The sequence below is a fragment of the Rhodococcus sp. LMD genome (assembly GCF_056108245.1).
Genome location: NZ_CM148557.1, coordinates 4844912 through 4862495, shown reverse-complemented (window position 1 = coordinate 4862495; position 17584 = coordinate 4844912). Strand labels below are relative to the sequence as shown.

21 protein-coding genes and 1 pseudogene are annotated in these 17584 nt (G+C 70.7%); 11 read left to right on the top strand and 11 right to left on the bottom strand.

The window, feature by feature from the left end; genetic code table 11:
• Positions 1 to 6 precede the first annotated feature (6 nt).
• From ACWPQI_RS22215 to ACWPQI_RS22200, 4 genes are all read right to left on the bottom strand, one after another.
• Entirely contained in the window at positions 7 to 1368 is a 1362-nt protein-coding gene (locus tag ACWPQI_RS22215) for a hypothetical protein (protein WP_048771562.1), read from the bottom strand.
• 93 nt (positions 1369 to 1461) lie between these two features.
• The gene (locus ACWPQI_RS22210) at positions 1462 to 1629 is read right to left on the bottom strand and encodes a hypothetical protein (RefSeq protein ID WP_017679713.1); all 168 of its coding nucleotides are present in this window, start codon (positions 1627 to 1629) and stop codon (positions 1462 to 1464) included.
• A complete protein-coding gene (locus ACWPQI_RS22205; protein ID WP_017679712.1) occupies positions 1626 to 1832 on the bottom strand; it encodes a hypothetical protein in 207 nt (68 codons plus the stop codon). The genes ACWPQI_RS22210 and ACWPQI_RS22205 overlap by 4 nt, the downstream gene beginning before the upstream one ends.
• A gap of 31 nt (positions 1833 to 1863) precedes the next feature.
• Positions 1864 to 1986 (bottom strand): hypothetical protein, encoded by a 123-nt coding sequence (locus ACWPQI_RS22200; protein ID WP_255325546.1) that lies wholly within the window; start codon positions 1984 to 1986, stop codon positions 1864 to 1866.
• Between the two features lie 147 nt (positions 1987 to 2133).
• Here ACWPQI_RS22200 and ACWPQI_RS22195 point away from each other — a divergent pair.
• Positions 2134 to 2280 (top strand): annotated as a pseudogene (locus ACWPQI_RS22195) (dienelactone hydrolase family protein); the annotation flags it as partial.
• 120 nt (positions 2281 to 2400) lie between these two features.
• Here ACWPQI_RS22195 and ACWPQI_RS22190 read toward each other — a convergent pair.
• Both ACWPQI_RS22190 and ACWPQI_RS22185 read right to left on the bottom strand, forming a co-directional pair.
• On the bottom strand, positions 2401 to 3012 hold the full coding sequence (locus ACWPQI_RS22190) for a TMEM175 family protein (RefSeq protein WP_010595659.1): 612 nt from the start codon (positions 3010 to 3012) through the stop codon (positions 2401 to 2403).
• Positions 3013 to 3060: 48 nt separating this feature from the next.
• Positions 3061 to 3348, bottom strand: coding sequence for a hypothetical protein (locus tag ACWPQI_RS22185; RefSeq protein WP_010595658.1), 288 nt, complete (start codon positions 3346 to 3348; stop codon positions 3061 to 3063).
• Between the two features lie 292 nt (positions 3349 to 3640).
• Here ACWPQI_RS22185 and ACWPQI_RS22180 point away from each other — a divergent pair, with 292 nt between their 5' ends.
• From ACWPQI_RS22180 to ACWPQI_RS22165, 4 genes are read left to right on the top strand one after another with little or no spacing between them, the layout of a single operon-like run.
• Positions 3641 to 4138 (top strand): methylated-DNA--[protein]-cysteine S-methyltransferase, encoded by a 498-nt coding sequence (locus ACWPQI_RS22180; RefSeq protein WP_040274687.1) that lies wholly within the window; start codon positions 3641 to 3643, stop codon positions 4136 to 4138.
• The gene (locus ACWPQI_RS22175) at positions 4125 to 4616 is read left to right on the top strand and encodes an RNA polymerase sigma factor (protein WP_010595656.1); all 492 of its coding nucleotides are present in this window, start codon (positions 4125 to 4127) and stop codon (positions 4614 to 4616) included. The genes ACWPQI_RS22180 and ACWPQI_RS22175 overlap by 14 nt, the downstream gene beginning before the upstream one ends.
• On the top strand, positions 4613 to 5194 hold the full coding sequence (locus tag ACWPQI_RS22170) for a methylated-DNA--[protein]-cysteine S-methyltransferase (protein ID WP_040274689.1): 582 nt from the start codon (positions 4613 to 4615) through the stop codon (positions 5192 to 5194). Before ACWPQI_RS22175 ends, ACWPQI_RS22170 begins: the two co-directional genes overlap by 4 nt.
• A complete protein-coding gene (locus ACWPQI_RS22165) occupies positions 5191 to 6048 on the top strand; it encodes a DNA-3-methyladenine glycosylase family protein (protein WP_474738503.1) in 858 nt (285 codons plus the stop codon). Before ACWPQI_RS22170 ends, ACWPQI_RS22165 begins: the two co-directional genes overlap by 4 nt.
• On the opposite strand, the gene ACWPQI_RS22160 is transcribed toward ACWPQI_RS22165, so the two are convergent.
• The 4 genes from ACWPQI_RS22160 to ACWPQI_RS22145 form a co-directional block, all read right to left on the bottom strand.
• Positions 6027 to 7571, bottom strand: coding sequence for a bifunctional 3'-5' exonuclease/DNA polymerase (locus ACWPQI_RS22160; RefSeq protein WP_029540140.1), 1545 nt, complete (start codon positions 7569 to 7571; stop codon positions 6027 to 6029). The genes ACWPQI_RS22165 and ACWPQI_RS22160 overlap by 22 nt on opposite strands.
• 259 nt (positions 7572 to 7830) lie before the next feature.
• Complete coding sequence (locus tag ACWPQI_RS22155) at positions 7831 to 8697, bottom strand: 3-hydroxyacyl-CoA dehydrogenase (RefSeq protein WP_017679708.1); 867 nt, start codon at positions 8695 to 8697, stop codon at positions 7831 to 7833.
• Positions 8694 to 9359, bottom strand: a complete 666-nt coding sequence (locus tag ACWPQI_RS22150; protein ID WP_017679707.1) for a TetR/AcrR family transcriptional regulator — start codon at positions 9357 to 9359, stop codon at positions 8694 to 8696. Before ACWPQI_RS22150 ends, ACWPQI_RS22155 begins: the two co-directional genes overlap by 4 nt.
• Positions 9360 to 9625: 266 nt before the next feature.
• Complete coding sequence (locus tag ACWPQI_RS22145; RefSeq protein WP_048771577.1) at positions 9626 to 10960, bottom strand: YhgE/Pip domain-containing protein; 1335 nt, start codon at positions 10958 to 10960, stop codon at positions 9626 to 9628.
• 180 nt (positions 10961 to 11140) lie between these two features.
• Here ACWPQI_RS22145 and ACWPQI_RS22140 point away from each other — a divergent pair, with 180 nt between their 5' ends.
• The 5 genes from ACWPQI_RS22140 to fahA all read left to right on the top strand — a co-directional run bounded on the left by ACWPQI_RS22140 (position 11141) and on the right by fahA (position 15634).
• Positions 11141 to 11569 carry a DUF4247 domain-containing protein gene (locus tag ACWPQI_RS22140; protein WP_010595649.1) on the top strand — a complete coding sequence of 143 codons (429 nt, stop codon included), beginning with the start codon at positions 11141 to 11143 and terminating at the stop codon, positions 11567 to 11569.
• Between the two features lie 158 nt (positions 11570 to 11727).
• Complete coding sequence (locus ACWPQI_RS22135; RefSeq protein WP_010595648.1) at positions 11728 to 12261, top strand: MarR family winged helix-turn-helix transcriptional regulator; 534 nt, start codon at positions 11728 to 11730, stop codon at positions 12259 to 12261.
• A 111-nt stretch (positions 12262 to 12372) separates the two neighbouring features.
• Complete coding sequence (locus tag ACWPQI_RS22130) at positions 12373 to 13569, top strand: homogentisate 1,2-dioxygenase (protein ID WP_010595647.1); 1197 nt, start codon at positions 12373 to 12375, stop codon at positions 13567 to 13569.
• The gene (locus tag ACWPQI_RS22125; RefSeq protein WP_010595646.1) at positions 13566 to 14450 is read left to right on the top strand and encodes a hypothetical protein; all 885 of its coding nucleotides are present in this window, start codon (positions 13566 to 13568) and stop codon (positions 14448 to 14450) included. The genes ACWPQI_RS22130 and ACWPQI_RS22125 overlap by 4 nt, the downstream gene beginning before the upstream one ends.
• Positions 14447 to 15634, top strand: coding sequence for a fumarylacetoacetase (gene fahA / locus ACWPQI_RS22120; protein WP_059174828.1), 1188 nt, complete (start codon positions 14447 to 14449; stop codon positions 15632 to 15634). Before ACWPQI_RS22125 ends, fahA begins: the two co-directional genes overlap by 4 nt.
• A gap of 80 nt (positions 15635 to 15714) precedes the next feature.
• On the opposite strand, the gene ACWPQI_RS22115 is transcribed toward fahA, so the two are convergent.
• The gene (locus ACWPQI_RS22115) at positions 15715 to 16440 is read right to left on the bottom strand and encodes an MOSC domain-containing protein (RefSeq protein WP_040274702.1); all 726 of its coding nucleotides are present in this window, start codon (positions 16438 to 16440) and stop codon (positions 15715 to 15717) included.
• Between the two features lie 84 nt (positions 16441 to 16524).
• Here ACWPQI_RS22115 and ACWPQI_RS22110 point away from each other — a divergent pair, with 84 nt between their 5' ends.
• Positions 16525 to 17499, top strand: a complete 975-nt coding sequence (locus tag ACWPQI_RS22110) for an LLM class F420-dependent oxidoreductase (protein WP_017679700.1) — start codon at positions 16525 to 16527, stop codon at positions 17497 to 17499.
• The last annotated feature ends 85 nt before the right edge of the window (positions 17500 to 17584 follow it).

Here is a 17584-nt window from a genome sequence, read left to right as displayed (position 1 = left end):
TGGCACTCACCGGCGGTCGCGACGTCGTCGCTTCGGCGCCCGTCGGCGTTCGAGGGACTCGACGAACCCCATGGCCGCACCGGCGGCCACGGCGACGATCGCCGCACCGGCCAGCACCTGCGTCGACGCCGCGAACGCGGTGACCGCCACGACGAACACCACCCAGGTCGCGGCGGCCGCCATCGCCTTCGGGTCGGCCCACCACGACCGGCGAGTCGAGCGCAGGTGCAGGCGCTGCCACAGCACCCGCTCGGCGGCGGCGCACAACTCCTCCACCGCCGCCCGCGCCGCGGTGACCTCCCCGGCGCCGGACGCCACGAGCAGGGTGCGTACCCACTTCGGGTCGTCGTGCGCCGGCCGAGCCTCGGCGGACAGCACGGCGAGTTCGACGAGTCGCACCCGTGCCCGCGCGACATCGCCGAGGGCGGTGCGGATCTCGTCGGGGTCGAGCGTCTCGTGCCGCCGCAGCGCGGTCAGCAGGCGACGGTGGTCGGCGTGGAGCCGTGCGCGCAGGCCCGTCCAGCCGATCAGGTGGTACAGCGTCTCCCGGCTGTCCGCGCCGACATATCCGCCCCCGAGGTCGAGCAGCAACGCCCGGCCGTCCTTGCGCACGGCCACGTCCGTCGCGGCCGGCCGGTGCCAGGCCTGCAACCGTCCGCACGAGCGCGCCGCTGCCTCGGCCAGTACGCCGGCGGGTGGGCCGTCCACCAGACGGCGCGCCGCCTCGCGTGCGTCGCCGGCGACCTCGACCACCAGTCCCTCGATCGACGGTTCGTCGGTAAGGGGAGGCGCGGTGCGGACGGCGACCTGCGCGAGGGGGCGGTACACCTCCGTGTCGGGCAGCCGGGTGTCCAGTCGCGGGAACAGGTCGACCAGGCTGGCGTCGGCGGTGATCCCGAACGGGGCGAGGAAGGTGTCGAGGGTCCGCCGGAAGCCCGTCTCGGCGCCGTCGAACAGGGGGTCGCTGTGCCAGGTGAGCACGGCACCCGGTGGATCGGCGGACAGGATCTCGCAGACCAGTACCGGTCCGGCCCCCGGCACCTCCCACAGTGACGCACATGCCCCCGCCGGTCCGTCGTACGGGCGTGGGTGCGCGGCGGGGGTCGGCGCCCCGAAGGTCAGCCGGGTGCCGGGTTCGGTGCGGTGCCGGAAGGCCAGCAGGGCAGCGGGGCGTTCGAGGTAGCCGGTGCGGCCGGCGATCCGGGCCGGCAGGAACGGCTCGGCGTAGGGCACGGCGGGTACCGGGGGTGGTACGGGCCGTTCGCCGATGTCCAGGGGTAGGAACATCACCTTCAGCACGGCGGCCCGCACGGGTGTGCTGCCCGACTCGAGCCGGGCGCCGGGCGCGCTCACAGGGATGCGCATCATGGTTCGGTCATCGCTTTCGACACCGGCCACACCGGGCCGAGACGACGCTCCGTCCCGGGTGCATCGGCCGGGACGGAGCGAGGGGAGAGGTTTTCAGTGCGGTGTGCGCGCGTCGGTGGTGTCCTGCAGGGCGACCACGTGCGCCAGGGCGTCGTGGAGCCCGCGGCGGTAGCCCCGGGTGTGGGTGGACGATCCGACGGTCGCCAGTTCGTTTTCCAGATTGCTGCGAATATTCTGCAGCGCATGCCTGGTGATTTTCATGCGGCTCGTGCCTTCTTCTCTGCGCTGTCCTTTCTCGCCATCGAAAAAGCGGAGTATCGGGCCAGTTCGTCGAGTACGTACAGCCGGGCGGTTTCCAGCCCTTGGCGGTATCCCGGAAAGTCGATTTCGAGATTCCGGTCTCGCGTCATCATTTCGCCGATGTTCCGGTAGAGGGTCTCCAGAGTCGTTGTCGTGGAGTGCATTCGAGTGTGTGTCCCGGCTTTGATCGAGTGGTCAGCTCTTGCGCTTGCGGATGAGCTGACCCGCATCCTGAGCCTTGGCTCGTTTTTCCGCGCGGCGCTCCTTCAAAGCGCGGGCGGACTGTTTGGAACTTTTGACGGCGGACTTGGCAGCCATTGTCAATCCTTTCCGAATCGGCAATCGCGAACTCGGCTCGACCATACCCAAAAGAAAAAATAAGTCCACTTCGGAGGGGTTGCGTTCCCACATCCGCGTGTCGCCCGGTCGTCTGCGTCGACAATCGTCGCCGCGGATGACTGGCCGGCGCGCGGCTGTTGCCGGTGGACAGGCGACTGCACCGGCAAGGTGGGCGTGATCGGATTCTGCACGGGCGGAGGGTTTGCGGTGCTCGCCGCGGCACCGAACTACGGGATGCTGCCGAGGAACGCGACCGAGGTACTGCGGGGCGCGGCCGGGAAGCTCGAGCGGGTGCTGTCCGAGCGGGTACCCGCTCTCCGGCCGGTCATCCGCTCTGACGATCGTCGTCGCGGATGACCGGGCGGCGAGCGGTTCCTGTCGGAGGACGGGCGCTCACGCGCCGGACGGGTGACGGCCGCGCCGCACGAGCCCGGTCAACGGACCCGACAGCAGCAACAACAGCAGGGGGTAGTACGACAGCGGCGGGACGGTCACGCTCAGGACCAGTGCCACCACCATGAGCGCCGTCAGCACGACAGTCCCCGCCAGATCCGGTGGCTCGGCGCCCGCCGTGACGGCCGGGTGCCGGCCGGCGGCCCACGCCGACAACATCAGCGCCGCCCCGCTGGCCGCCATGGTGCCGATGTACAGCGCACGTGTCGCGGTCTCGTCGGAGTTCGTCGCCACCAGCGCGGAGGGGAAGGGCAGGAAGACGATGGTGAGTGCCCACAGGAACAGCGCCCGATCGACCCAGGGATCGTCGGCGACGATGTCGCGGACCAGCCGGTGCTGCCCCCACCAGAACCGGAAGATGACGACGAAGCTCAGGGCGAACGCCCCGATCGCTCCGGTGGCGTCGTGCAGCAATTCGATCGTCGTCCCCTCGTGGTCGGAGGCTCGATCGACGAGCGGCAGCACCAGCAGGGTGATCGCGATGGCCACGATCGCGTCGAGGAACGTCAGATACCGTTCGAAGCTCCGGTCCCGCTCTCTCGGTTCCGCCATGGCTTCACAGCATGGCATCGCGCGTCCCGGCGCGGAGCCGAACGGCGGTCACGGCCGGGGGTCCGTGCGGGTCCACCGGGGCCGATCGTGGCGCGTGGCCGCGGTGCAGCGGCGGCACGGTACGACACCGTGTTCGCCGGTGTCCGCCAGGTACAGCGCCTCGCTCCACGGCACGTGCGGGAAGCGGGCGAGGCGGGCGCGGGAGAGCGGGAGTCCGCACAGGGTCTGATTGGTGCCGGGCGTCCAGGCGTGCGTATCGCCGCGCGGGTATCGGATTCCGTCGTCGTCGATCCACTGGCTCGACGCCGCGACCGCGGGTTCGGTTCGCCTGGCCATGAGTCCGGGTTCCCCGGCCGGGGCGGGGCCACGCCCCCCGACGAAAGATGAAGGACCGGCACGCTCGGTCGCCTCACGGCGAAAGGCGCAATGCAGCTCCAGCCGGACGGAACTCTGCAAAGGCAGAAATATTGAGCCCGGGGGACACGGAGCGTACCGATCCGAACTCTTCAACACCGACCCGTTCCCGGGTATTCCGGCCACGGTCCGGTGAACTGCGTCACGGACCGATCTCACGTTTCCGCCCGTGGAGGCGTCTACCCCGTATACACCGGATGGAAGGATCGAACCCGTGAACGCGACGCGAACCCACACGGTCGTCGACTCACCGATCGGACCGCTGACTCTGGTGCGGACCGACGGGGCCCTCAGCGGCCTGTACCTCGCCGAACATCGGCACCGACCCGGCCCGCACGTCTTCGGAGATCTCGCGGCGACCGGTTTCGAGGAGATCACCGAGCAGCTCGACGAGTACTTCGCGGGCCGGCGCACCGAGTTCACCCTGCCGCTCGGGCTGCACGGAACCCCGTTCCAGCGCCGGGTGTGGCAGGCGCTGCAGGCCGTCCCGTACGGCACGGTGTGCACGTACACCGAGCTCGCCGCCGCGGTCGGGCAGCCCACCGCCGTGCGCGCGGTGGCCGCCGCGAACGGCCGCAACCCGGTGAGCATCGTGGTGCCGTGCCACCGCGTGATCGGCCGCGACGGCACCCTCACCGGGTACGCCGGGGGTCTCGACCGCAAGCGTTACCTGCTCGACCGGGAGGCGCAGGTGACCCGTGCCGTCCCGTGACCCGCTGCCCCCGTTCGAGCGGGTCGTCGCCGAGCACGGCGGCACCGTCCTGCGGGTGTGCCGCGCGCTGCTCGGTCCCGTCGACGCCGACGACGCCTGGTCCGAGACGTTCCTCGCCGCGCTGCGCGCCTACCCGGCGCTGCGTCCGGGCAGCAACGTCGAGGCGTGGCTCGTGACGATCGCCCATCGCAAGGCCGTCGACGTCCACCGGTCCCGGGCTCGCACGCCGGTACCCGTCGCCGTCCTCCCGGAGCGCCCGGCCGACGCGGGCATCCCCGCACCCGACGACGACCTGTGGTCCGCGGTCGCCGCGCTGCCGTTCACCCAACGCGCCGCCGTCGTCTACCACCACGTGGTGGGCCTGCCCTACGCCGAGATCGCCACGATCCTCGGCAACTCCACCGACGCCGCGCGCCGCGCCGCCGCCGACGGCCGGGCCGCGCTGCGTCGCCGCTATCCGACGGAGGAACCGTCATGACGCTCGAACCGTCCCCTGTCGCCACCGCCGATCTGACCCGCCTGCACGCCCGGCTGACCGCCGCTGCCGACGCCGCCGACCTGCTCGACGTCGCCTACCGCATCGTGGACACCCCGGTCGGGCCGCTGCTGCTCGCCGCCACCCCCGCCGGCCTCGTGCGGGTCGCGTACGCCGTCGAGAACCACGACGCGGTCCTCGATCGGCTCGCCGCCGACCTCAGCCCCCGCATCCTTGCCGCACCCGCCCGGCTCGACACCGCCGCCCGCCAGCTCGACGAGTACTTCCGCGGCACCCGCATCACCTTCGACCTGCCGCTCGACCTGAGCCTGGCGCGGGGTTTCCGGCGAGAGGTGATCACGCACCTGCCCGGCTACGGCCGGACCGCGAGCTACGCCGAGGTGGCGGCCGTGGCGGGCAGCCCCCGCGCCGTCCGAGCGGTGGGCACGGCGTGCGCGAGGAATCCGTTGCCCGTCGTCCTGCCGTGCCATCGGGTGGTGCGCGGCGACGGCGACCTCGGCCGGTACGTGGGCGGGGTGGAAGCCAAGCGTGCCCTGCTCCGGCTCGAGACCGCGGCGTGAGCGTCGTCCTGCGGCCGACCGTGACGCCGCCGCTGGCCGCGGCGCCGATGCTCGCCGCGCTGCGCAGCCACACCGTCGCCGGTCTCGAACGGCACGATGCGGACACCGGCACGCACGTCCGGTCGGTGCGGGGGCGGTACGGTCCCGCGGTGGTCGCGATCCGTCCCGGCTCCGAGCACGTGTCCGTCCGGATCGCCGCGGATCGTCGCGACCTACCCGAGGTGGAGCAGACGGTCCGGCGGTGGCTGGACCTCGATGCCGACCCAGCCGTGATCGACGCGGCGCTCGGCGCCGATCCGTACCTCGCGCCGATGGTGGCGGCCCGGCCGGGACTGCGCGTGCTCGGGACGACGGACTGGTTCGACACCGCCGTCCAGACGGTGCTGGGACAGCAGGTCAGCGTCGCGGCGGCCGCCACGTTCGCCGGCCGCCTCGTCGCCCGCTACGGCGATCCGGGACGCGACGGCCTGCTCTGCTTCCCGTTGCCGACCGGGCTCGTCGGTGCGGACCCGCACGAACTGCAGGCGGCCGTGGGGCTGACCGGCGCCCGGGTGCGTACCGTGCTCGCGCTCGCCCGCGCCGCGGCCGACGGTCTCGATCCGTCCGACCCCGTGCGGTTCCGCCGGGACCTTCTCGGACTGCCGGGAATCGGGCCGTGGACCGTGGACTACCTCGCCGTGCGCGTGCTCGGGGACCGCGACGCGTGTCCCGTCGGAGATCTGGTGCTGCGCAGGGCCCTCGGCGTGGATACCGCCCGCGAGGTGACGGTCCGGACGCGGCGGTGGAGTCCGTGGCGGGCCTACGCCTCATTCCACCTGTGGACGCACGCCGCCTACGACTCGTCCGCGCCGTAGCAGTCGCGCACCGAGACCTGCATGGGGAAACGCACTTCGGTGGCTCCGAACAGCAACCGGGTGGCCGACTCCACCGCGGCGGACAGGTGTGCCGTCGCGGTCTCCGGCGTGCGGGTGTGCACCACGATCTCGTCGTGCTGGAAGAAGACGAGCTCACCGGCGTCGCCGGCGGCCAGGCGCAGACGCAGGTCGGCCAGCACGCACAGCGCCCACTCGGCGGCCGTCGCCTGGACGACGAAGTTGCGGGTGAACCGTCCCCGGGCCCGCGCGTCGCCGTGCACGAAGAAGCCGGCGTCGGGCGGCGGGCACGCGCGGCCCAGCCACGAATGCACCACCTCGCCGCGTTCCCCGGCCCGCGCGGCGTGCTCGACGAACTCCACCGCCTCGGGAAAACTACGCCTCAGCATCGTGAGCAACGCCCGCGACTCACCGGACGTCGCACCGTAGAGCACGCCGAGCACGGCCACCTTCGCCTTCGCGCGGTCGCCGCCGAACGTCGCCGCCGCCACCGGCGCGTACAGGTCCTCGGCCCCCGCCGCCGTCGTCATCCGCGGGTCGCCGGACATCGCGGCGAGGATGCGCGGTTCGAGCTGGCCGGCATCGGCGATCACGAAAACGTGGCCGGGCTCGGCGATCACGCTCGACCGCAACGCCTTCGGAATCTGCAGGGCCCCACCGCCGCGGCTCGCCCAGCGCCCGGACACCACGGCACCGGGCACATAGACCGGGCGGAACCGGCCGTCGCGCACCCAGGTGTCGAGCCAGTGCCAGCCGTTGGTGCTGTGCAGCTTCGACAGATCGCGGTGCTGCAGGAGCAGCGGCACCGCCGGATGGTCGAGTTCGCGCAGTACCCATTTGCGGGTGGACGGCACCTCGATGCCTTCCCGCCGGAACGCGTCGAGCACCTCGGTGTGCGAGGCCGGGTTGAGCGCACGACCGAAAACCGCACCGATCCGGGCGTTCAGTTCGGTTATCCGAGGCGGCAATCCGTCGTCGGTGGGGCGCGGGCCGAGGGTGCGCTCGAGCACCCGCCGGTGGGCGTCGGCGGAGAAGGGCAGCCCGTCGAAGCTCATCTCGGCGGCGGCCAGCGTGCCCGCCGATTCGGCGGCGACGAGCAGTTCGAGCCGGGCGCGGCCACCGAGTTCGGCCCGCTGCCGGGCGAACTCGGCGAGCACCGAGTCGAGGTCGGCGGTGGGAGCGACGTCGAACAGTCCCGGTCGCTGGTCGATCGGCTGTCCCGGCGGCGCGGGAATCCCGGCGCGTACGTTGAGGATTGCGCGGGTGGAGGCGAGGTCGTGGCATCGGCGCACGCGGGCCCCGCCGCGCAGCAGTGCGGGGTAGACGGAGGCGGTGCCGGTCCAGATCCAGCGCGGCGGGTTCGTCGCCTCGCACGTCCGCACGAATGTCGTCAGGTCGTCGTGGTGCTCGGCAGCGGCGAGCGGTCGTCCGTCGGGGTCGACCGGAACGGTCCACCCGCCGGGCGACTGCCCGCCGGCGGTGTCGGGAACCAGCACGGTGCGCACCGGTCCAGTCTGCACCGCCGTGCCGACACCGCCGGCGGACGGTCCCGTCCACGTCCGGCTCCGCACCCGCACGGCGGAGCCGGACGTCGCTCTCGGGGAAGTCCGTGATCGGGAAGGCGGCTCCGGACGGGGAGGCGAGCCCGGCCCGGGGAACCATGCGCTGTTCTCGTCCACCCGTGGGGGCTTACGGGGCCGTGCGCATGCTTCGTGGTTCCACTGCCGTCGTACCCGAGTCGCCGCCCTGTCGCGGCATCTGCCTCTACCGGCCGTCGGAGTAGGAGTAGAACCCTTCGCCGGTCGCCACGCCGAGCTTGCCGGCGTCGATGTAGTTCGCCTTCAACCACGCGGCGATCTTCCGGTCCTTCTCGTCGCCGTGGGACAGGATGTTGTACGGCGTGGTGAGTCCGATGACGTCGTAGATCTGGAAGGGGCCCATGGGTGCCCCGGTGGCGATCCGCCACACCTTGTCGACGTCCTCGGGGGCGGCGAAGCCGCCCGCGGCGAGCTCACCGGCGGCGTTGAGGAACGGCACCAGCAGCGAGTTCAGGACGTAGCCGGCCTTCTCCTTGTGGATCGGGATGGGGACCATGCCGATGGCCGCGGCGAAGTCGACGACCCGGTCGAATACCGCGGGGTCGGTGTCGTCGGTGCCCATGACCTCGGCCGTGTTGAACTTCCACACTTGGTTGGCGAAGTGCAGCGCGAGGAACTTGTCGGGACGGCCGGTGAAGTCCTTGATGTCGCTGGGCAGGAGCGTGGAGGAGTTGGTGGCGAAGATCGTCTCCGCGGGTGCGACGGCGCCCAGCTTCGTGTAGGTGTCCCGCTTGATGTCGAGGACCTCGGGTACGGCCTCGACGACGAGGTCTGCGTCCCGGACGGCGTCCGCGAGGTCGGAGGACAGGCGGATGCCGGTCGCAGCCGCCTCCGCCTTCCCGTCGCCGGCACCGGGAACCTCACGCTTGTACGTCTCGGCGAGCTCGCCGAAGCGCTTCTGCGCGTTGGTCAGGGCGTCGTCGCTGATGTCGTAGGCGGTGACGTCGAACCCGCTGTAGGCGGACTGGAACGCGATCTGCGCACCGAGGACACCGGTCCCGAGGACCGTCACCTTGCTGATCCGGCTGGTCATGATTCCTTCTTTCGTTGGGGTGAGGACGTGCCCGGTTGCGGCGTGCCGCGGGCCGGGCGGTCGTCGTCGAGTGCTGCGAAGAAGCCCGTGACGATCTGGTCGATCTGGGCGTGCAGGTCGGCTTCGGGGTCGTTGTGTGGATGCGCACCGGTGAACGCGCGCGCAAGGATCAGGTGCAGGATCGCGAAGATGCTCCGGCCGGCGTGCCGGGCCCGGTCCTCCGCCTGCCTCTCGTCCAGCCCGCGGTTGCGCGCGGCCTCGACGAGCCGGCACGCGACCGTCTCCTCGAAGAGGGCGACGAGATCGAGTCCCTCGGAACGGTATTTCTCGCTTGCGGAGCCGAACAGCAGCTCGCGTTGGTAATTCACCGTGTTCTCGACGTTGCTGTCGGCCGCCTCGAGAATGGGCCGGACGAGGGCCAGTACGGCGTCCACCGGGTCGCGCCGCGAGCGTGACTCGCGCTCGCCGATGCTCAGGGCCGCCCGGAACTGCTGGTTGTAGACCATCATCAGCAGTTCGCCCTTGGACGTCGCGTAGCGGAACAACGTTCCGGCCGCGACGTCCGCGCGTTCGGAGATCTGCTGTGTCGTGACCCCCGCGAAGCCCTTCTCCGCGAACAACGATGAGGCGGCAGCGAAGATTCGGCTCTGCTTGTCACGCATGTTCCGGTCTCGGCGACCCGGCGCTCCCGCCGATTCGACCATTTCGCGCCTCCCGGAATGAGTGGACTCATTAATGAGCATACTCCGCTATCGGTCCGCGGGCATCCGCTGGCCCGCTCGGTCACGCTGCTGCCGGCGACGCCGCAGCCGGGGACAGTTTCATCCCCCGTTTCACCCCGGCGCGGCTGGGCCGGGCGGAATCGGAACGCTACCTTCGAGACCCGGGACCCCGCTGCTCTGCCCTCGAGGAGCAGCGGGGTCCTGTCTCACGTGTCCTGCGCCGGAACGAGTGCGGGGTCGGCGTCGCTGCGGCGGTGGAACCCGCGCACGTCGTAGATCCGAGTCACCACCGCCCCGAGCGCGAGGCCGATCCCGAGACCCAGCAGGGTCATCAGGGCGCCGCGGGTCAGCCCCGCGGGGCCACTGCCGTCGAAGTACAGGATGGCCCGGGTCGCGATGTACACCTGATGCATCGGTTCGAAGGTCGACAGCCACGTGTACAGCGGGGGCATCGCCTCGAGCGGCACGGTCCCGCCCGACGACGGCAGGCCCAGGATGATGAAGATCAACAGGTTCACCAGCAGTCCGGCGGAACCGAACACGGCCATCACCGAGATCGAGGTGACGCCCACGGCCGTGATCGCGAGGGCCCCGTACTCCCACAGCAGCAGGGCGCGGGTCACGGGCATGCCGAGCAGGGTGGCGATCCACAGGTAGAGCGCCGACACGATCAGCCCCAGGATCACCATGATCGCCCACTTCACGAGCAGCACCCGGAACCGCGACAGATGCGCAGTCTTCCGGTCGACGTACCACGGCCCGTACTCGGTGGGGACGAAACCGAGGGCGCTGTCGACGAGCGAGTTGACGATGGTGGCGCCGGTGAAGCCCGCGAGGATGAGCAGCAGTGTGTAGTAGAACGCGGACAGGCCCAGTCCGGTGCCGTCGGGCAGCGGCTTGTGCTCGACGAAGCGGACATCGATCGGATCCGCCAGCGTCAACCGGCTGCCGCCGGACAGCTGCAGATCCGGGGCGCTGGTGGCGAGGGTGTCGGTGACCGTGGTGGTGAGTTGTTCCCCGACGGTGGCGTTCACGGTGGTCAGGGCGCGGTCGGCGATCGATTCGACGATGCCCTTGCCGAAGGTGCCGATGCGGGGGTTGGTGTAGACGGTGATGATCGGCTTCTCGATGTCGCCGGGGATCACGCTGCCCTGCGCCAGGATGGACGTGCGTTTGGTGAAGTCGCTCGGAATCACGATCGCGCCGTAGAGTCGGCCCGAGTCGAGACCCGAGATCGCCCCGGAGATCCCGACCTGCTGCAGGTCGATCTCCGCCGGATCGACCCCGTCGGCGACGGCGGCGGTGATCTCGGCGCCGAGATTGCGCTGCTGGTCCGAACCGGGCAGCACGTCGCCGACGTCCTGGTTGACGATGGCGACCGGGAACCTGTGCAGATTGTCGGCCGGATTGATCATGCTGCCGATGTAGAGGGCCGCCAGGGCCGCCATCACGGCGGTCACCACGACGACCGGCGCCAGCCAGAAGTGGGGGCTGCGCAGGGTGCCGGCGTGCGGGTCGGCGCTGATCTCCGTCGAACTCATTCCAGGCCTTCCGTGATGCGTCGAGTCGGTGCGGTGCCCTTCAATTGTGCACACCCGTAGTCAGATGCGGATGCTTCCCCGCCGCCTCGTGGTACGAGACACGAAACGTGCACGCCCGCGAGGCAGCTCACTCCCGGACTGTATGGTGCCCCGCGGAACAATTCGATACGGGGGGATTTCATGGGGGAAATCGTGCGCGCGGGCCGGGCGTCCGTCGCGAAACGGGCGGTGCCGGTGCTCGTGTCGTCGCTGCTGCTCGTGGGCTGCGGCGGCGAGAGCCGGGACCACATCGCCGAGACCTACGAGCATCGGGAGACGAGGAGAAACACCGAGGTCTACCACTCGCCGGATCCGGTGCAGGCGACGGTCGACGCGATCGTGCGCAGGCAGGAGCCGACCGCGCAGACGGTCGATCGCGGCCGGTGGGAGCTGCGATTCCCCGGCGACGTCGTGATCGTCGAGGCCGCGGCCGAGGGCGGCAGCACAGTCATCGTCCGGGACCTCGACCGGCGACCGCGCCGGGGTCTGTTGCAGCGGCTGGGGGCGCTGTTCGGCTCCGACGCGTCCGGAGCGGGGCACCGGTCGGGGTCCGAACGAGGGGCGAGGTAGGAGCGTAGGCGGGCGGTCGATCGGGATGATCCGGCCGACCCGCGCGTGAGCCGTGGTCGTTCGGCCGCCGGTGCCCTCCGATGCTCTGCCGGGTCGGGGGGCACACCCATGTAATTAATACGTGTACTAAATTATCGAGCTCGGATAAGGTGAAGGCCATGACCGAAGCGGACGCCCGCGACCTCGACTACTGGTCCTTCGTCGAACTCGCGAACCGGCGCCTGAGCAACCGATACGGCGACTACCACGAGCAGGCCACCGAGGTGCTGCTGACGCTGAACCGCGCTTCCGACATCGTCACGTACGACCTCGAGGCGGCCGTGCACCGCCCGCGGGGGCGGTCGTGGTCGGCCTATCGGCTGATGTTCGTCACCTGGCTGGCCGGTCCGATCGAGCCGAAGATGGCCGCCAAGCTCACCGGCATGAGCCGTGCCGCCGTCTCCAATCTGGCGAAACCGCTGGTCGAGGCGGGTCTGTTGACGCGAACCCCGGATCCGGAAGACGGCCGGTCGGTCCGCTTGTCGCTCACCGGGGCCGGCGAGCGGGAGATCATGGAGACGTTCCGTGCCCAGAACGAGCGGGAAGCGGCATGGGTGGACGTGCTGAGCGAGGCGGAGCAGCAGATTCTCGTCATGCTCCTCAACAAGCTCATCACCAAGCGCAGCCAGTTCGACATGCGCGACCGCAACTGACGACCGATCGGGCCGATGTGGTTGCGCTCACGCCCGAAAAGTAGTTAAGGTGTTTATCAACACCGCGGCCTCCCGCGGATCCGCCACGAAGAGCCCGAGGAGCTGAATCTCATGGCGTTCTACCGACAGCTCGGCGTCATCCCGCCGAAGCGCCACACCCAGCACCGCAACGAAGACGGCGGGCTGTTCTACGAGGAGCTGATGGGCGAGGAGGGCTTCTCCTCGGACTCGGCGCTGCTCTACCACCGGCACATCCCGTCGGCCATCGTCGACGCCACCGAGTGGAAGCTGCCCGACCAGGCCACCACCCCGAACCACCCGCTCAAGCCGCGCCATCTGAAGCTGCACGATCTGTTCCCGCAGACCGTCTGGGCCGAGACCGACGTCGTCACCGGCCGCCGGCTGATCCTGGGCAACGCGGACGTGCGCCTGTCGTACGTCGTGGCGGCGAAGGAGTCGCCGCTCTACCGCAACGTCGTCGGCGACGAGATGGTCTACGTCGAGTCGGGAACCGCCCGCGTCGAGACCGTCTTCGGTGTGCTCGACGCGAAGGCCGGCGACTACGTGCTGCTGCCGATGGCCACCACCCACCGCTGGATCCCCACCGGCGACGAGCCGCTGCGCGCCTACGTCATCGAGGCCAACAGCCACATCGTCCCGCCGAAGCGCTTCCTGTCGCGGTTCGGCCAGTTCCTGGAGCACGCGCCGTTCTGCGAACGCGACCTGCACGGCCCGACCGAGCTGATCCAGGTCGAGGACAGCAACGTCGAGGTCCTGGTCAAGCACCGCACCTCGCACGGCATCGTCGGCACCCGCTACCTCGTGCCCAACCACCCGTTCGACGTCGTCGGCTGGGACGGCTGCCTGTACCCGTACACCTTCAGCATCCACGACTACGAGCCCATCACCGGCCGGGTCCACCAGCCGCCGCCGGCGCACCAGGCGTTCGAGGGCAACAACTTCGTCATCTGCAACTTCGTGCCCCGCAAGGTGGACTACCACCCGCTGGCGATCCCGGTGCCCTACTACCACTCCAACGTCGACTCCGACGAGATCATGTTCTACTGCGGCGGAGACTACGAGGCCCGCAAGGGCTCCGGCATCGGCCAGGGATCGATCTCCGTCCATCCCGGCGGCCACGCCCACGGCCCGCAGCCCGGCGCCTACGAGCGCAGCATCGGCGTCGACTTCTTCGACGAGCTCGCCGTCATGGTGGACACGTTCCGGCCGCTCGAACTCGGCGAGGGTGCGCTCGCGTGCGAGGACGCGGCCTACGCCGGAAGCTGGAACCGGGGGCTGCAGAAGTGAGCACTCTCGGAGCCCTGCTGACGGAACTGTGCGACGACGCCGCGCTGTTCCCGCCCGGTAACGCCCCGCTCGATCGCGCCCTGCCGGCCCATGCCGCGCACCGCATCGCCGACCATGCCGGGCTGGTGGGCACGTTCGTGTTCCCGGCGCCGCGGATCCCGGAGTTGCTCGAGGCACTCGGACAGCGCCCGTTCGGGGGCGACCTCACCCTGAGCCTGACCGTTCCGGGCGGGCCGTCCGCGGTCGTTCCCGCAATGGAGAGCCTGCGCGACGTCGACGGCGTCACCGTGGCCGCCCTCGAGATCGCCGTGCCCGCCGGGGAGAGCCCCGCCGGTGTGCTCGTCGCCCTCGACCTGATCGCCGCAGAGTACCCCGGAGTCGCACTGTTCGTGGAGGTTCCGCGCGACGAGCGCCGCGCCGAGATCCTCCAGGGACTCGTGGGATCGCGTTACGCGGCGAAGTTCCGCACGGGCGGGGTGGTCGCGGAGGCGTACCCCGACGAACGGGAACTCGCCGACGCCCTCTCGACCGTGGTCCGCACGAAGGTCCCGTTCAAGGCCACGGCGGGCCTGCACCACGCGGTCCGCAACACCGACCCGCACACCGGGTTCGAACAGCACGGATTCCTCAACGTGCTCGCCGCCGTCGACGCCGTGCTCGACGGTGCGGACACCGCGGCCGTCGCGGCGGTGCTCGCCGACCGGGACGGCGCCGGCCTGGCCGCCCGGCTGCGCGACCTGTCGCCTGCTCGAATCGAGGAGCTGCGCAACAGCTTCCGCTCGTTCGGCACCTGCAGCATCGTGGAGCCGCTCGCCGATCTCGTCGAGGTCGGCCTGGCTCCGCCGACGATGTCCCCGATCACCGAAGGATCTCTCGCATGACCGTCATCGACATCCCGGAAGGTTCGCTCTTCGGCGCGAACAACCTGCCCTACGGCGTGTTCTCCACGGCCGGAACGCAGCCGCGCGTCGGCGTGCGTGTCGGTGACTCCGTTCTCGACCTGTCCGTCGTGTTCGACGATCCCGCGTTCGCCGCCCCGACCCTCAACGCCTTCATGGCGCAGGGCCGCGCCCGCTGGGACGAGGTGCGGGCCGCGCTGCAGGATCTCGTCGCGGGAGACGTGCCCGCCGAGGCCGTGCACGCCGTCGCGGACGTGACCCTGCATCTGCCGATCGACGTCGCCGACTACGTCGACTTCTACGCCTCGGAGAACCATGCGTCGAACCTCGGGCGCCTGTTCCGGCCCGACAATCCGTCGCCGCTGATGCCGAACTGGAAGCACCTGCCGGTCGGCTACCACGGCCGGTCGAGCACCGTGGTCGTGTCGGGAGTGGACATCGTGCGTCCGTGCGGACAGCGCAAGGGCCCGAACGATCCGGCGCCCGTGTTCGGCCCCTCGATCCGCCTCGACATCGAGGCCGAGATGGGCTTCGTCGTCGGCGTCGGGTCGCCGATGGGATCGTCGATCTCCCCGGACGAGTTCGCCGACCACTGCTTCGGGGCCGTCATCCTCAACGACTGGTCGGCCCGCGACATCCAGGCGTGGGAGTACGTGCCGCTCGGTCCGAACCTCGGCAAGTCGTTCGCGACCTCGATCTCCCCGTGGGTCGTGCCGCTGGCCGCGCTCGAGGCTGCCCGCGTCGACACCCCGGTGCAGGACCCGGAACCGCTGCCGTACCTGAAGGGCACCGAGAAGTGGGGCCTGGACATCGATCTCGAGGTCGAGTGGAACGGTCACGTCGTCTCGCGTCCGCCGTACGCCCAGATGTACTGGTCGCCGGCGCAGATGCTCGCGCACACGTCCGTCAACGGTGCCGCCACCCGCACCGGCGACCTGTTCGGCTCGGGCACCATCTCCGGTCCCGAGAAGGACCAGCGCGGGGCGTTCATCGAACTCACCTGGGGCGGTAAGGAACCCGTGCAGGTCGGCGACGAGACCCGGACCTTCCTCGAGGACGGCGACGAGATCTCGATCTCCGCCACCGCGCCCGGGCCGGACGGCACCCGCATCGGGTTCGGTGAGGTCCGCACCCGCATCCTGCCCGCGAAGGACTCGGGCCGCTGACCGACCCGGATCCGCGCGCCGGCTCGACAGCGGCGCGGTGAACTCCGCGCGTCGACGTCCGGTCGGCGCGCGGATCCGTTTCAGCGAACGGTCAGTGAGTCACCCAGCGAGAGAACGCCTTCCGATACGACGTCGGCGTACACACCGATGCACGGTGCCGGCCTGGCCTCGGGACGGTTCGGGACGCGGTTGCGGTCGGTGACGGTGCGCAGCATGTCGCGCCGCGCCGGCACCTCCTGGTGCGGCAACGTCACCATCACGCACCGCGCCGTGCGCTGCGTCGGCACGAGCGCGACGGAACCGGCCTCGAGCCGGCGGCCCAGCCAGCCGTCCTCGACGAAGCCGGTGCCGTCCGCCGAGACCACGACGTTGGGGCGGAAGCGCCGCAGCGCGACGTCGGCGGGGTCGCCCGTGCCGAGCGCGTCCACGGCTGCCGTCGTGAGCAGGTGCAGCGGCGCCTCGTCGTAGGTGCGCGGGCGGGCCTCCAACGTCAGTGCCCGCCCGGTCAGTTCCGACAGCAGCGCGGGGGTGCGCGGGTCGTCGCCGCGGGTGCACCGGCCGTCGGGCAGGGTGATCTCGAGGACGGCGGGATCCGACGGGTCGGCGTCGTCGAGCAGCCGGGCGCGGCATTCGAGCAGTCGCGACCAGGCGCGCACCTTCTTCGCCGTCGCGACGGCGCCGGTCTCGGCGTCGATCACCGCCCACAGGTGGTCGCCGCGCAGCCCGTCCGGCTCGATCGTCGCCGACGGCAGTTGCTCGCCGCCGAACGACTTGACCGGGTAACGCCAGAGCTGAGAGACCTGCACAACGGGCCAGCATACGGACCGGTGTGCCCTTTGGGCGGTCCTGGCAGCCCAAAGGACGCACCGGCGCAGCCTAAGGTGTGGCGTATGAGCGATGATGCGACGCCTCGCCGTTGGGGCCTGACGATCCCCCTCGACGGCATTGCCCTGCCCGACCAGCGAGATCTGATCGCCGAACTGCCCGACCTCGGCTACACCGACGTGTGGTCGTCCGAGAGCAGCGTGGCCGACGCCTTCACGCCCCTGGCGCTGGCGAGCGTGTGGGCCCCGACGCTGCGGCTGGGCACCGCGATCGTGCCGGTCTTCACGCGCGGTCCCGCCACCCTGGCGATCTCCGCGGCCACCCTCGCCGCCGCCGCCCCGGGCCGTTTCGTCCTCGGCGTGGGCACCTCGTCCAACGTGATCGTCGAGAAGTGGAACAGCACCCCGTTCGAGGAGCCGTTCAAGAGAGCCCGCGACACCCTGCAGTTCCTGCGTGCCGCGCTCGCCGGCGAGAAGATCAGCCACAAGTACGACACGTTCGAGGTCGGCGGGTTCCGCGCCGGACTCGTCCCCGATCCCGCCCCGCCGCTGCTGCTCGCCGCCCTGCGCCCGGGGATGTTGCGCCTCGCCGGACGCGAGGCCGACGGCGCGATCGTCAACTGGCTCTCGGCCGACGACGTGCGCACCGTCGCGCCGTACGTGCACGAGGGAGGAGCGGGCAAGGAGATCGTCGCCCGCATCTTCGTGCTGCCCGGTTTCGACGCCGAAACCGCCCGCAGCATCGGTCGTCGCATGGTCGCCGCCTACATGAACGTCCCCGTCTACCGTGCCTTCCACGAATTCCTCGGACGCAGCAACGATTTCGAGGGCATGTGGCGGTTGTGGGCGGAGGGGGAGCGGTCGGCGGCCCTCGCTGCGATCCCGGACCACGTGGTGGACCAGCTCGTCGTGCACGGGCCGCCGGAGGCGTGCCGCGAGCACATCGAACGGTACGTCGAGGCGGGCGTGACCACTCCCGTGATCGCGATGACCACCGCCGGCGACCCGACGGAGATGATCCGGGCCCTCGCCCCGCGCTGACCATCGGTCACGATTCGGTCGCGGCCGTAACGCGCGGCTCGGGCATCGACGACATTCCCGGCAGATCGACCGCTGGGAGGCCGCG